This is a genomic window from Bradymonas sediminis, assembly GCF_003258315.1.
Taxonomy (GTDB): domain Bacteria; phylum Myxococcota_A; class Bradymonadia; order Bradymonadales; family Bradymonadaceae; genus Bradymonas; species Bradymonas sediminis.
The window spans coordinates 2,031,574-2,044,153 of record NZ_CP030032.1; the positions used below are offsets into that span (position 1 = coordinate 2,031,574).

12 protein-coding genes and 1 riboswitch are annotated in these 12,580 nt (G+C 60.7%); of the genes, 5 read left to right on the plus strand and 7 right to left on the minus strand.

The genetic code is table 11. The features are described 5' to 3' along the window. The first annotated feature begins 6 nt into the window (after window positions 1–6). The 5 genes from DN745_RS07660 (at window position 7) to DN745_RS07680 (ending at window position 7,299) form a co-directional block, all read left to right on the plus strand. Window positions 7–591 (plus strand): LemA family protein, encoded by a 585-nt coding sequence (locus DN745_RS07660; protein WP_111333543.1) that lies wholly within the window; start codon window positions 7–9, stop codon window positions 589–591. A 46-nt stretch (window positions 592–637) separates the two neighbouring features. Then, window positions 638–1,777: a TPM domain-containing protein gene (locus tag DN745_RS07665; RefSeq protein ID WP_111333544.1), complete on the plus strand. Its 1,140-nt coding sequence runs from the start codon at window positions 638–640 to the stop codon at window positions 1,775–1,777. Between the two features lie 135 nt (window positions 1,778–1,912). Beyond that, window positions 1,913–2,605: a Kazal-type serine protease inhibitor family protein gene (locus DN745_RS19540; RefSeq protein WP_111333546.1), complete on the plus strand. Its 693-nt coding sequence runs from the start codon at window positions 1,913–1,915 to the stop codon at window positions 2,603–2,605. A gap of 280 nt (window positions 2,606–2,885) precedes the next feature. Then, the gene (locus tag DN745_RS07675; protein ID WP_111333548.1) at window positions 2,886–4,625 is read left to right on the plus strand and encodes an OmpA family protein; all 1,740 of its coding nucleotides are present in this window, start codon (window positions 2,886–2,888) and stop codon (window positions 4,623–4,625) included. Window positions 4,626–4,716: 91 nt separating this feature from the next. Next, window positions 4,717–7,299, plus strand: a complete 2,583-nt coding sequence (locus DN745_RS07680; RefSeq protein ID WP_111333549.1) for an EGF domain-containing protein — start codon at window positions 4,717–4,719, stop codon at window positions 7,297–7,299. Between the two features lie 162 nt (window positions 7,300–7,461). Further along, a riboswitch (SAM riboswitch) is annotated at window positions 7,462–7,600 on the plus strand. A gap of 54 nt (window positions 7,601–7,654) precedes the next feature. Here DN745_RS07680 and DN745_RS07685 read toward each other — a convergent pair. From DN745_RS07685 to DN745_RS07710, 7 genes are all read right to left on the minus strand, one after another. Further along, window positions 7,655–8,449 (minus strand): ABC transporter substrate-binding protein, encoded by a 795-nt coding sequence (locus DN745_RS07685; protein WP_111333551.1) that lies wholly within the window; start codon window positions 8,447–8,449, stop codon window positions 7,655–7,657. A 467-nt stretch (window positions 8,450–8,916) separates the two neighbouring features. Next, window positions 8,917–9,192 carry an NUDIX domain-containing protein gene (locus DN745_RS07690; RefSeq protein ID WP_204355110.1) on the minus strand — a complete coding sequence of 92 codons (276 nt, stop codon included), beginning with the start codon at window positions 9,190–9,192 and terminating at the stop codon, window positions 8,917–8,919. Window positions 9,193–9,701: 509 nt separating this feature from the next. After that, on the minus strand, window positions 9,702–10,238 hold the full coding sequence (locus DN745_RS07695; RefSeq protein ID WP_111333555.1) for a GNAT family N-acetyltransferase: 537 nt from the start codon (window positions 10,236–10,238) through the stop codon (window positions 9,702–9,704). 32 nt (window positions 10,239–10,270) lie between these two features. Next, a complete protein-coding gene (locus DN745_RS19285) occupies window positions 10,271–10,540 on the minus strand; it encodes a DUF6176 family protein (protein WP_239497588.1) in 270 nt (89 codons plus the stop codon). A gap of 108 nt (window positions 10,541–10,648) precedes the next feature. Next, window positions 10,649–11,188 (minus strand): GNAT family N-acetyltransferase, encoded by a 540-nt coding sequence (locus tag DN745_RS07700; protein ID WP_111333557.1) that lies wholly within the window; start codon window positions 11,186–11,188, stop codon window positions 10,649–10,651. 76 nt (window positions 11,189–11,264) lie between these two features. Continuing rightward, window positions 11,265–11,756 (minus strand): RNA methyltransferase, encoded by a 492-nt coding sequence (locus DN745_RS07705; RefSeq protein ID WP_162687534.1) that lies wholly within the window; start codon window positions 11,754–11,756, stop codon window positions 11,265–11,267. Between the two features lie 211 nt (window positions 11,757–11,967). Then, on the minus strand, window positions 11,968–12,519 hold the full coding sequence (locus tag DN745_RS07710) for a GNAT family N-acetyltransferase (RefSeq protein ID WP_111333560.1): 552 nt from the start codon (window positions 12,517–12,519) through the stop codon (window positions 11,968–11,970). Window positions 12,520–12,580 lie beyond the last annotated feature (61 nt).

Here is a 12,580-nt window from a genome sequence, read left to right on the forward strand (position 1 = left end):
CCCACGATGACCCTAAATAAAAAATTATCGACGACCGATTATGATGATGTCGATGATATCATCGGGCTGGCCGAAGAGTTGCGCATGGCCGACCGGGAGCGCCTGTCGGCCGAGGAGATGGCCGAGGTCGGCGAAGACCTGGGGATTGAGCAAAAATATATCGAGCAGGCCCGCACCGAGCTGGTCCGGCAGCGCGAAGCCGAGGGCAGGGCGGCGGCGGCGGCGGCCAAACGCGCGCGGTCGCTGCGGCTCGGCGTAGGCATTGGCGCCGGCGCATTGCTCCTAATTTTCGGCATCTGGGCGGCGAGCGCCTCGTCGACATTGGCGGATCACGAAGCAGCGCTGAGCGCGCAGAGTGCCCAGGTGGCCAGCGCGCGGGAGCGCCAGAAGTCGGTGCATCGGTTATTTGCGAATCGCCCAGATTCGCCCGACAAGGACGCGGAGTTGGTCGGCGCCGAGAACCGACTGCGCGTTGAGATAAAGCGCTGCAACGAAGCGCTGAGCCGCTATCGGCGGGTGGCGGGCGCGTTTCCTGCTTCGCTCTGGGCCGACACGCAGCGCTTCGAGGACGCCTGCGAAAACCGGAACTAAACCGGGTTGAAGGGAACGCCCACGCATCCATTTTGAAGGAAATCAAATGAGAACCGCTCAACGCAAAGCTTCGCCCATCATCGGATTTTTGGCGTGGGCATTCATCTTTTTGAGCGCCCAGACGCTCTTTGCGATGAGTGTTGACCAGGTGCCCAATCCGCGCCTCCAAAACGCGTGGGTGAGCGACACCGTCGGGCTGCTGTCTCCGGAGCGAGAACGCGCGATCAACCAAAAGCTGACGCGCCTTGAGCAAAATACGAAGGTCGAGATCGCGCTGGTGCTCGTCGAGTCGGTGGACGCAGGCGCCCCGAAGGACTTCGCGACCGAGCTGTTTAATCACTGGCAGATTGGCAAAGCCAGGAGCAGCAACGGGCTGTTGATCTTAATGGTGACGGGCGAAAAACGCCTCGAGATGGAGACCGGCTACGGGCTCGAGTCGCTCTTGAGCGACGGGTGGCTTAAGCGCATGCAAGTCGAGAAGATGGTCCCGGCTTTTAAGCAGGGGGACTACGCCCGGGGCCTCGAAGACGGCGTCGATGCGCTTATCCAGCGCATTAATGAGCAGCCCGAGATGCTCGCCCTTATCGACTCGGGCGCGCCGTACTCGCCGCCCGCGGGTCAACCGACGCCCGGCGACGGCGTGCCCTGGTGGGTTTGGGCATTTGGCCTGGGCGGCGGCGGGGCGTTGGCTGGGCTTGGGGTCAAACGCCGCAAATACAAAAAAGACCGCACCTGCCCGACCTGCAACACGATGATGGAGATGGTCCCCGAGGACCTCGACGACGCCTATTATGAACCGGGCCAAGTCGCCGAGGAGCGGGTCGGCTCGGTCGATTATCAATATTATTTCTGCAAACCCTGCGACTTCCATCGCATCCTGACGGTGAATAATTGGTTCACGAGCTACAGTCGATGTCACCGGTGTCACCGTAAAACCCTGGCGACGAGCACGCGTCGAACCCGCCAGCCCACCACGGTTTCGACCGGGCTGGAGGAGGTTACGGTGAAGTGTGAAAATTGTAAGTTTCGCCACACCCGCAAGGTGGTCGTGCCGGTGATCGTGGCGTCGAGCAGCTCGTCGGGGAGTTCCGGTTTCGGCGGCGGCGGCGGTGGGTTCAGCGGCGGGGGAGGGGGTGGTTTTGGCGGCGGAAGCTCCGGCGGCGGCGGGGCCGGGTCGAGTTGGTGAGCCCTGAAATTATATTTGGAATATCTTTTGAATTCACTTGCGTCGTCATCTAGTCTTTCGATATTGGATTGCGCCGTCGTCGGGTGATTTAAGCTCGGTATTTTCAAAAGCGTTATAATTTTAGAGGTTTGTCTCATGAAAAGATTTCAGCGAGTTCTGATGCTCGTCTTATGTTGTTTTGCGTTGTCCTCCGCCGCGTTTGTCGCAGCAGGATGCTCAGACGACGACACCGCGCAAACGCAGGGGGATGATGTATCAGGCGAGGACGCCAACTCCCCGCAGGATTCGGGTGGAGAGGACGATATCTCGACCGATCAAGACGCGAGCGGACATCAAGATACGGTGACCGACCCGGACACGACCGCCGACCCGGACACGACCGCCGACCCGGACACGACGACCGACCCGGACACGACCACCGACCCGGATGCCGGTGAAGATCCTGATGCGGGTGACGCCTGCGCGCCAGGAATGGAAATCTGCGACGGGGCGTGCGTCAGCACCGAAGATAACGCCGGGCATTGCGGGGCGTGCGACAACGTATGCGCCCGCGGCGAGTCCTGCGTGGAGGGTGCGTGCCAGGGGCCGCCGGTGATTTGCGGCGGACGCGCGGGCAATCCCTGCACCGCCGATGAGTTCTGCGATTATCCGGACGACACGGTCTGTGATTTTAGCGATGGCCAGGGCGTTTGCGCGCCGCGCCCAACCGAGTGTTCCGGCGGGGGAACCCCTGTGTGCGGGTGCGACGGAGTGACCTACTTAAATGAGTGCGAAGCGAATCGCGCCGGAAGCGACCTCCGGGGCGACGGAGCATGCGTAAGCATCTAAGTGTTCTCAGCATAAGCTCATAAGACTGAAAGCCTGCCCGGAGCCTCTGCGCTCCGGGCAGGCTCTTTTATTTTCATACCTCCTCGCCGCTACTGGCAATTCGTAAATTCATCGGGTATAGGGCCGTTCTGAATGAGCATATAACCGGGAATCGAGCCCACAGAGCGCTTCGGCATTAATTTCGGGGCTGGCTGGAATCGGGGAAGCATTTTCGCTAAAGAGTTAATTTATCTCGCTATATTTATTGTGCTACCGTTATCTACTTGATGAGATTTGAAGTATGAAGCAGTCATTTTCAACCCGTTGGTTCTTGGTCGCGCTGGCGACCGCACTTCTGACGTCGGCGGCGCCCAGCGCTGTCTCGGCCCAAGAGGGCTTTGATCTTCAGCAGTTTAGCCCCATGCCCAATCTGTCGGGCAACCTGTATAGCACCGCATCGGCGGACGTCGCGCCGCACCTTGAGTGGTCGGCGATGGCGCTGTTCAACTACGGGCACAATCCGCTGGTCTTAAGCGACGAGGACGGCAATCGCATCGAAACGCTGGTGAGTAGTCAGGCGACGATGCACCTGATGGCGTCCATCGGCCTGTTGGACTGGGTAGATGTCGGCGTGGACCTGCCGCTGGCGGTCTGGCAGGACGGCACCTCGGTGCCGGGCGGAAATATCAACCCGGGCGAAGCGAGCTTTGGCGTGGGCGATCTGCGCGTCGTGCCGAAGGTGAAGCTGTTCTCGACGCGCGAGCACCCGCTGGATAACGGCATTGGGCTCGCGCTCCTAGCCGATATCTACGCCCCGACGGGCGACGCCGGCCAATTGCAGGGCGGTGATTTCCGCATCGGTCCGCGCCTGGCGGGCGACCTGATGGTCAACGGCACGCGCCTGGCGGTCAACTTGGGCTACCAATATCGCGAGGAGCAAAAGCTTCAGAACCTCAGCGTGCGTGACACCCTGAGCTGGAATCTCGGCGCCGAGATCCCGGTGGCCGAGAAGTTCCGCATCACGACTGAGGCCTTCGGCCGGCTCACCCCGGGCGCCGACTCCATGGAGAGCTATAACTCCCCGACCGAGTTCATTTTGGGCGGCAAATACCAGACCGGGCGCGTCTTCGCGACGCTCGGCGGCGGTGTTGGCATCATCAACGGGTACGGCACCCCGGACTGGCGCCTTTTTGCCGGCGTTGGCGTGGCGCCGCCGCTGCCCACGCGCCCCGAAGAGCCCGAGATTGTGGTCGCCCCCGAGCCCGAGCCCGAGGTGGTCGAGACCGAGTGCACCCAGGAAAATGTCGCCTCGGCCTGCGCCGAGATCCCGGTCGCCGAATGCGCCGACGGCGCGCTTCGCACCTACCAGGCGGTTTGCACCGACTCGGGTGACTGCGCCTATGAGCCGAGCGACGCCGCCTGCGGCGACGGCACCTATTGCGATCTGAACTCCGACGGCGTCGCGGCCTGCGTGCCGGTGCCCGATTGCCGCGAGCACGCTGATTGTGCCGACGTGCCGGTGCCGACCTGCGCCGACAACGTGCTGACCCAATACCTGGGCCGCTGCCTGGATGAGACCTGTCACTACGACGCCACCCAGACCCGCTGCCCCGAGCGCTACGAGTGTGGCGTCAACGACCGCGGCGAGAACGATTGTGTGCCGGTCATCGACCAGGTCGTGATCAAGGACGATAAGATCGAAATTCTGGATATGGTCTACTTCGCGCTGAACTCCGACGAGATCGACGCGCGCTCCTATGACCTGCTGCGCCAGGTCGCCCAGATCCTGAAGAATCACCCGGAGATCGAGCTGATTCGCATCGAGGGGCATACCGACTCGCAGGGGTCGAAATCCCATAACCAGGACCTGTCGGAGCGACGCGCCAAGTCGGTGCTCAACTTCCTAATCGCCGAGCGCATCGCCGCCGAACGCCTGACCTCGCAGGGCTTCGGGCCGGACCGTCCGCTCGAGTCGAATAAGACGGCCGCAGGCCGCGCGGCGAACCGTCGCGTCGAGTTTCATATCGTCAAGCAGGATTAAATGTGTGGCCGACTCCACATCGCCAACGCTTTGGAGGCGATGTGGAGCGCTGGACTTGGATTTCAATTAAGTTAATTTGAGGAAGAATACGATGAAATTATACAAGCAACTATGTGCCGGTTTAATGGTCACGGGAGCCCTGGCGTTCTCGCCGAATTTGGCTGACGCGGCCGACCTGACCGCGTGTCCGGCGCCGGGCGCAACCTATACCTACGGGGAGCGCTTCGTGATTACGGACCTGAGCCGCGGCTTGGATGACAGCTCGCAGCGCATCGATAATCTGGGCGGGATATTCCCCAGCGGGCTTATCTTTCAGGGGCAGAACTATAGTTCGCTCTATATCAATATCAACGGCACGATTTCGTTCGGCGCGGCGCGCAGCACCTACACGCCCGAGGCGATTCCCGGGTTGAATTACCCGGCACTCGCTCCGTTTTTCGCCGATGCGGACCTGACCGCGGACCTTGTCGGGGACATCTATACCTGCCGCGATACCGCGAACCAGCAGATCATCTTCACCTGGGATCGAGTCGGCTACTATAATAAGAAGACCGATAAACGAAACTCATTCCAACTCATCATGCGCAACAGCGGTGATCAGTGCCAAGACCCGAACGTGACCAGCACCTTCGACGTGGAATTCCGCTATAACCGATTGGAGTGGACTACCGGCGACGCTTCGGGCGGCACCGGCGGGCTCGGCGGAACCCCGGCCACCGCGGGCATCGACGCCGGCGACACGGTCAACGCGGTCGCGCTGCCCGGCTCGGGCACAGCCGCCGTGCTGGACCTCGTCAACCTGAGCAACGTTGGCGAGCCTGGCGTATTTGAGTACCGAGTCGCCGACGGAACCCTGCCGAATTGCGGCGACGGCGTCGAAGGTCTGTGCGAAGAGTGCGACCTGGGCGTCGACAACGGGCCTGACAGCGCGTGTACGTCATTGTGTACCGCGGCCACCTGCGGCGACGGGTTCGTGCACAACGGCGTCGAAGAATGCGACGGCGAAGTCCTCGGGACCGGGTACGATGCCTGCCCGCAGGGTTATTCCGGAACGCCCCTTTGCAATAACGACCCCGCAAATACCGCCGGCGACGGCACCTGTACGGTGAGCACCGAGGGCTGCGTGGACGTTGACGAATGCCAGCAAGCCTCGAACCTGTGCCCGAACGGCACCTGCGTGAACACGCCGGGCTCCTATGAGTGCGCGTGTGACGCCGGCTACGAGATCAACGGCAACGGCCAATGCGTCAATATCGACGAATGCGCCAACGGCACCGACACCTGCGACCCCAACGCCACCTGCACCGACACCGACGGCAGCTTTGACTGCGCGTGCGACGCCGGCTACCAGGGCGACGGCACTACCTGCGCCGACGTCGACGAGTGCGCCAACGGCACCGACACCTGCGACCCGAACGCCACCTGCACCAACACCGACGGCGGCTTCGACTGCGCCTGCGACGCCGGCTACCAGGGCGACGGCGAGACCTGCACCAATATCGATGAGTGCGCCAACGGCACCGACACCTGCAGCACCAACGCGACCTGCACCGACACCGTCGGCGGCTATGAGTGCGCGTGTGACGCCGGCTACGTCGGCGACGGCGAGAACTGCGCCGACGTCGACGAGTGCTCGGACGCCGCGCTCAATACCTGTGACACCAACGCGAGCTGCACCAACCTTCCGGGCACCTACGCCTGCACCTGTGACGCCGGCTACCAGGGCGACGGCACCACCTGCGCCGACGTCGACGAATGCGCGGATCCCGCGCTCAACGACTGCGACGCCAACGCCACCTGCACCAACACGGTGGGAAGCTTCACCTGTGAGTGTGACGAGGGATATGTCGGCGACGGGCGCGCCTGTGGCGACCGCGAGTGCACCGAAGAAGAGGCCGCGGCCTGCGGTGAGACCGGCTCGTGCGGCGTGAGCGACAATGTCGTCGCGTGCGTGTGCGGCGACGGCTTTGAGCTCGACGCCGACGGCGCCTGCGTGGACACCGATGAGTGCGCCGACGCCGCGCTGAACACCTGCGACGCCAACGCCACCTGCACCAACACCGACGGCGGATTCACCTGCGAGTGCGCCGACGGCTACCAGGGCGACGGCACCACCTGCGCCGACGTCGATGAGTGCTCAGACTCGGCGCTCAATAACTGCGACGCCAACGCCACCTGCACCAACACCGACGGCGGATTCACCTGCGAGTGCGACGAAGGATATGTCGGCGACGGTACCACCTGCGGCGACCGCGACTGCACCGAGGAAGAGGCCGCCGCCTGTGGCGACGCCGGCTCCTGCACGGTCAACGATGGCGTGGTCGAATGCGCCTGCGCCGAGGGCTATGAGCTCGACGCCAACGGCGCGTGCGTGGACACCGACGAGTGCTCGGACGCCGCGCTGAACACCTGCGACGCCAACGCCACCTGCACCAACACCGACGGTGGATTCACCTGTGAGTGTGAGGACGGGTTTGAGGGTGACGGCACGACCTGCACCCCCGATGACGGTGGTGAGGGTGAGAACCCCGATGGCGACGTCGACTCTGGTGTCGTGTCGGGCGGCGGACTGGTCGGTTGCTCCTCCACCACGGCGAACCCGGCTGAGAGCCCGTGGACGCTCGTCTTCGCCCTTGGCGGCGCGCTGGTGGCGATTCGACGCCGCAAGCGCTGAGGCTGAAAGGGTAGAGGGGGTCTTCCCCTCATAGGCCAAGCGCCGGGACGAGCCAAATGGCTCGTCCCGGCGCTTTTTTGTGGCGCGCGGCTCACCTTGGCCATCGCATCACGATCTAAAGTGCGCTCGACAAAGGCCGCGCGCCTCCATATCTTCAATTCAGCTTCATGCAGAAGAGCCGAGGGACAAGCCCGATGACGCTCTGCCAACCAGCCCACCTGACCTCTCGCAAATAAGCTGAGAAAGAGCGCGGCAGTGGTGGCAATGCTTGGAGTGGGTATTTTACTCACGACCATGAAGGATATTCTATGTTTAAGCGAATGACCGGCGACGATCTCCGTTTCCGCTTCGGTGCTCACGTTTTGTGGGTGCCGATCGGAACGCCTGTCGATACCGCCAGGATCGCCTCGCGCAATTTTCGGTAGCCCTGGACGACACGCGGGCCAGGGCGGCCCAGAAACTCTTCGCTGATAGCGAAAATCCGGTCGTTCTTGACGGCTGGAATATCGGCATAGCCGTCGCGGCGGCGGACGAGTTCAGGGCGGTATTTGGCAACCTTTACGCCGCACCAACTCATGACGATGATGTCGGGGGCAGCCTGCTGAACGCGCTCAAGGGTGAGCGGTTGGCTTCGGAGCGCTTCGGCGCCCCAGGGATTGACCCCGCCGGCGCGCGCGATGAGGTCGGTAACCCAGGAGTCCTTTGCCGGCGCGATGACCGGCTTGGGCCACCACTCCACGAGTATCTTTGGGCGCGCGTGCTCAACCTGCACCACGGGCATCGCGGCCTGCATCGAGGCGACCAGCGCCTCGGCGCGCTCAGGCACCCCCAAGCGCCGGGCGATGCGCCGAATATCGGCGTAGATGTCGTCGAGGGAAATCGGGTCGCATACCAGAATCTCAAGCCCCGTGCTTTCCAATTCAGCCACGACCTTTTCGTGCCCCGGCACCGTCAGGGAGCTCAGCACCAGGTCAGGCTTGAGCCCGCGCACTTCATCGACCTGCAAGTCCAGGTCTCGCCCGGCCTTCGGGAGTTTTTGAACCACCTCAGGGGGATAATCCGAGTCGTCGTCCACCCCGACAAGGCAGTCGCCAAAACCCAAGGCACACACGATTTCGGTGTTGGAGCAGGTATGCGAGAAGATGCGCATTGTCGTATTAACTCGTTAGGATTTGGGTGAGTTCGGGGGCGGAGAGGGCTTTTTTCCCAGACCTAAAAGATCTGGCTCCAATGTTAAAAAGACCTACTGAACGCTTACGGATCACTTTCTTGACTTGGCCACATTGGGTCATGTTTCCGCCCCCGTCAAACAAGCACATCGACACCTTTTGGGATGTAGAGACAACCGCGACCGATCATTGACAAGTACCGTTCGCGCAAACACTGAACGATTTCGTCGCGCCGTCAGCGCAGGGACAATCTATTTTCGGGCATTCACTGGCGTCGCCACAGGATTCCCGAGCTCTTTTTCCTTCCAACTCAAGATCAAGCATCACCGGACGAGGCATTGGCCCATTCGCGCCGCAACACCGAATAAACCTCCATATCGTGCAGCTTGCCGCCGTGCATCGGCGAATTAACGTTGCCGCATCTAAATAACGTCGACGGACCACGAGCTCAGCCGATGCCAGGCATCCCGGAGAAACTCTTGTCGACCCGGCCCGCCAGGACGCCAGTCGGATACTCCACACCCATTAAAGGAGGGCTTGTTGGCTCAAACCACCCGAACTCGAGCCCCGCCTCCTCAGCTACCTCGCGCACCACTGCCTGGGCGGGGCGCTCTCCGGGCTCGGTGGCGCCCGCCGGCAGACTCCACTTGTTGTCGGCGCGGTGGCGCATCATCAGCACGAAGCCGCTTTCGTCGTGAATCACGGCGGCGACTGATGGCATCATCAATAAGTCGTGGCCGACCTTGTTGCGCAGACGTTTGTAGTAGTCAGACATTCCCATTGGAGACTCCGGGGGCGCGTAGTTTGGACAAATCGTCGACTGTGACATCAAGCCTATCTGGAGGGTCGAAACCGGGACTCGAGCCCCATTTGTCGAGAAGATAGCGCCGGCCGACGACTTGCGCCGCGCACCTCGACCTTCAGCGCAACCATCTCACTAAGGAGTGCAACAGGGGGTGACCCTCGCCGCAGACATTCTCAGGGCTTCTGCAACGCGGTTTTACCCTAGTTCTCGCAGTCGATGAACGCCCGCGCTGCGCCTCAACTTTTAGCGTAACCCTTCTAGCAACGGGTGCAATGAGGGTCGACCCTCGCTGCAGACATTCCAAGACCGCGTGCAGCGCGGTTTCACCCCAAATCTCGCCTTCGCTGAACGCCCGCGCTGCGCCTCAACCCTCCGTGAACTTGAATAGGGTCTCGGCGTCTTGATTGGACTGTAAAATAATAGAGCATTTAGTTGGACAACACAGCGGCGTACAACAAACTATCACACCACTCACCATCGACCTGGACGTTCCTTAGCAACCGCCCCTCACACTTCATGCCGAGCTTCTCAAGCACGCGAGCTGAGGCTTGATTATCGGGGCGACAGGTCGCGTAGACCCGGCGCAGTTGGAATGCATCCGATGCCCAGTCCAACAAGGCCTGGGCCGCCTCGGTTGTGAGGCCACGGCCCCAGAATTCGCGGTTCATGCAGAAACCGATGGAAGCATCGCCCAGCGTTGACTTCCCGAGTTCCATTCCAACGGTGCCAATAACTCGCTGTGAGTCGCGATGTTCGATGGCGAGCGATATGGTCTGCAGTGGGATGGCCTGCGCGTCTGCGATGGCCTCTTGGATGAACGCCCGAGTGTCGTCGATGGTGTTCGGTCCCCAGTCGGTAAAACGGGTGACCACGGGGTCAGATGCGTAGGCGTGGGCGTCTTCAATGTCTTCGGGCCGGAAGCGGCGAAGCTGGAGGCGTTTGGTCCGGATTCGTAGCGGTTTCATGACTGAAATAAACCTGTGTAGAGAATTGAGACTTAGATCGCTGACGGCATCATGGGTCCCTCCACGGCCAAATCATAGAGCAACTCCGACTCGACGCGCTCGCCGAGGGCATCGCGAAGCACCGCGCGGTGCTCCAGGTCGATCGGCAAGGTCGACTCACGATAGGCCTGTCGCGCTTTCTCGAGGTCTTCGGCTTCGACCGCGTACACGAAGATATATCCCTCGCCGTCCTCTAAGAGCCACGCCTTCTCGTGGCGAACACCTTCCTGCTCGAAGGACTCGACGACATCTTCTTGGCGCAGCTTTAGCTAGCGCATCCACGCGCGCAGCTTGTCGACTTTGCCTGGTTTGACTCGTTTGAATGATAGTTGAAGCATTGCTCCTCCGGGGGAAGTGAAAGCCGAAGATATTTATGTTGTGGAGTGCTCTGGACTGTACGATTCGCTCAACAAAAACCCCATAAAATACTCATCGACGAACTTCCCGTCGACGCGCAGGGCGTTGCGTTGTGTTCCCTCGATTTGAAACCCACACTTTTGATAGAGGCCAACGGCGCGCTCGTTGTTGCAGTTGACGGTTAACTCCAGCCGGGTTCCGTTTCGGTCGCGCAGCCAGCTAATCGCCGCCTCGATCAGGAGCGTGCCAAGCCCGCGGCCCCAATGGGCACGCGTGATCCCCAGACTGAGGCTCGCTTTGTGCCGATCCCGATTGAAGTTGCCACCTCTAATATCGAGAAAGCCCACGATGACGCCGTCTGCGTGGGCAACGAAAATATCGCGCGAATCGGACTCCACGCAACCCTTGAGCCACTGCTTTTGCGCGTCAAGGTCCTCGCGAAGTTCGTCCGGTTCGAGGAGCAAGAAGTGGGTCTCCTCGGCGAGGGTTTTGTGCAAGGCGGTGAAGCCGGCGGCGTCCTCAACTTGGATCTTACGCAGTGTGAGCGGGGTCATGGTGTGGCTCGTTGGTTGAGAAAATTGAGCGTCAACATATATATGTGCTGTACCCGCGGTCCGTGCTGGCCGAGCGCTATTCTGGATATTTCGCGCTCTCGATATGCGGTGTGTCGAAGTCGCTGCGCCGAAACTCGTACATCACTGTCGAACAGGCCACCGGTATGTTGAGACTAGCTACCGGACCCTGTTGGGGTATTGTTATGACGTGCGCACATCGCGCGAGAAGTTCTTTCGGCAAACCCTGGCCCTCGTGTCCGACGATGATGGCAGGGCGTGTCGGAAAACTGAAGTTGGCCAAGAACAGCGGCGGGTTGGCAATTTCGATGGCGATGGGGGTGTAATCGTTTTCAATGCACCAATCGAAAAATGCGTCGTCGTTCGGGATGTGCACAATGTCGCGATGCTGCTCAAGGTTGCGAGAATAGCGCGAAGTGCTCTTTCGAAAGGTCCAGGGCTCGTCGTGGCCGACAAAGAGTAGCGGGCCACCGCCGTAGGCAACATGGCTACGAATAATCTGGCCAACGTTGCGGGGTCCTTTTAGGTTGTGCAAAACAGTGGCGAACATGGTGTTTCCATTATATATGGTTGTATTTGCGGCAGTACGTCCCATCAAAGTCGGCAACCTTTCGATTTGCTCAACATATTTGACAATCGCCTCCTCGATTCCGAACAAAGCTGGTAGGTTTCGTAGAATTTTCTCGCATGAAGCTACTTGCACGGCTCCCCAAAAAAACCAAATTCAGCGTTCATAGTCATCATCAATACGAGGCATAGACCTAGCGAGGCGCATCCGACCGCTCCCGCCGCAACACCGAATAAACCTCCATATCATGCAGCTTGCCGTTGTGTTTGGCAGATTCTCGCAGGGTGCCTTCGTAGGAAAAGCCGAGCCGCTTTGCGACGGCACTGCTTCGCGTGTTCTCGGGCTGGCACTTAATGACGATGCGGTTGAGCTTGAGCGTGTCGAATGCGTACGAGATAAGCGCCCGGCAACTACGTGTTATGATGCCGCGCCCCTCATAGTCGGCGCCGAGCCAATAGCCGATCTCACCGCTGCCAATATTCCAGTCGATCCGGGAAATGCCGAGTGTGCCGGCGATATTGCCGTCGCACCACACGCTTGTCAGAACGGCCTCATTATCGGCATAACCACGCCGGACGCCTTTGATAAACTTGAGGGTGTCGTCAACGTTTTGGGTGTGTTCCACCCACGGAAACCAGCGCCCCAGGTGGGCGCGGTTGCGGTCGGTCAGCGCGAATAGTTCTTCGGCGTGGTGTTCCTCGTGAAGGCGAAGCTCAATTTTCTCGTCGATCGTGAACGCGAACATGATCTTGGCTCCTTGGATGGGCAACGAAACAAGAATTAGGCTAGTTTCGGGAATCTATCCG

Bases quoted from the DNA above. Each gene is read 5' to 3' on its own strand.
- DN745_RS07660 (WP_111333543.1), top strand. From the start codon at position 7: ATGACCCTAAATAAAAAATTATCGACGACCGATTATGATGATGTCGAT.
- DN745_RS07665 (WP_111333544.1), top strand. From the start codon at position 638: ATGAGAACCGCTCAACGCAAAGCTTCGCCCATCATCGGATTTTTGGCG.
- DN745_RS19540 (WP_111333546.1), top strand. From the start codon at position 1,913: ATGAAAAGATTTCAGCGAGTTCTGATGCTCGTCTTATGTTGTTTTGCG.
- DN745_RS07675 (WP_111333548.1), top strand. From the start codon at position 2,886: ATGAAGCAGTCATTTTCAACCCGTTGGTTCTTGGTCGCGCTGGCGACC.
- DN745_RS07680 (WP_111333549.1), top strand. From the start codon at position 4,717: ATGAAATTATACAAGCAACTATGTGCCGGTTTAATGGTCACGGGAGCC.
- DN745_RS07685 (WP_111333551.1), bottom strand. From the start codon at position 8,449: ATGCGCATCTTCTCGCATACCTGCTCCAACACCGAAATCGTGTGTGCC.
- DN745_RS07690 (WP_204355110.1), bottom strand. From the start codon at position 9,192: ATGATGCCATCAGTCGCCGCCGTGATTCACGACGAAAGCGGCTTCGTG.
- DN745_RS07695 (WP_111333555.1), bottom strand. From the start codon at position 10,238: ATGAAACCGCTACGAATCCGGACCAAACGCCTCCAGCTTCGCCGCTTC.
- DN745_RS07700 (WP_111333557.1), bottom strand. From the start codon at position 11,188: ATGACCCCGCTCACACTGCGTAAGATCCAAGTTGAGGACGCCGCCGGC.
- DN745_RS07705 (WP_162687534.1), bottom strand. From the start codon at position 11,756: ATGTTCGCCACTGTTTTGCACAACCTAAAAGGACCCCGCAACGTTGGC.
- DN745_RS07710 (WP_111333560.1), bottom strand. From the start codon at position 12,519: ATGTTCGCGTTCACGATCGACGAGAAAATTGAGCTTCGCCTTCACGAG.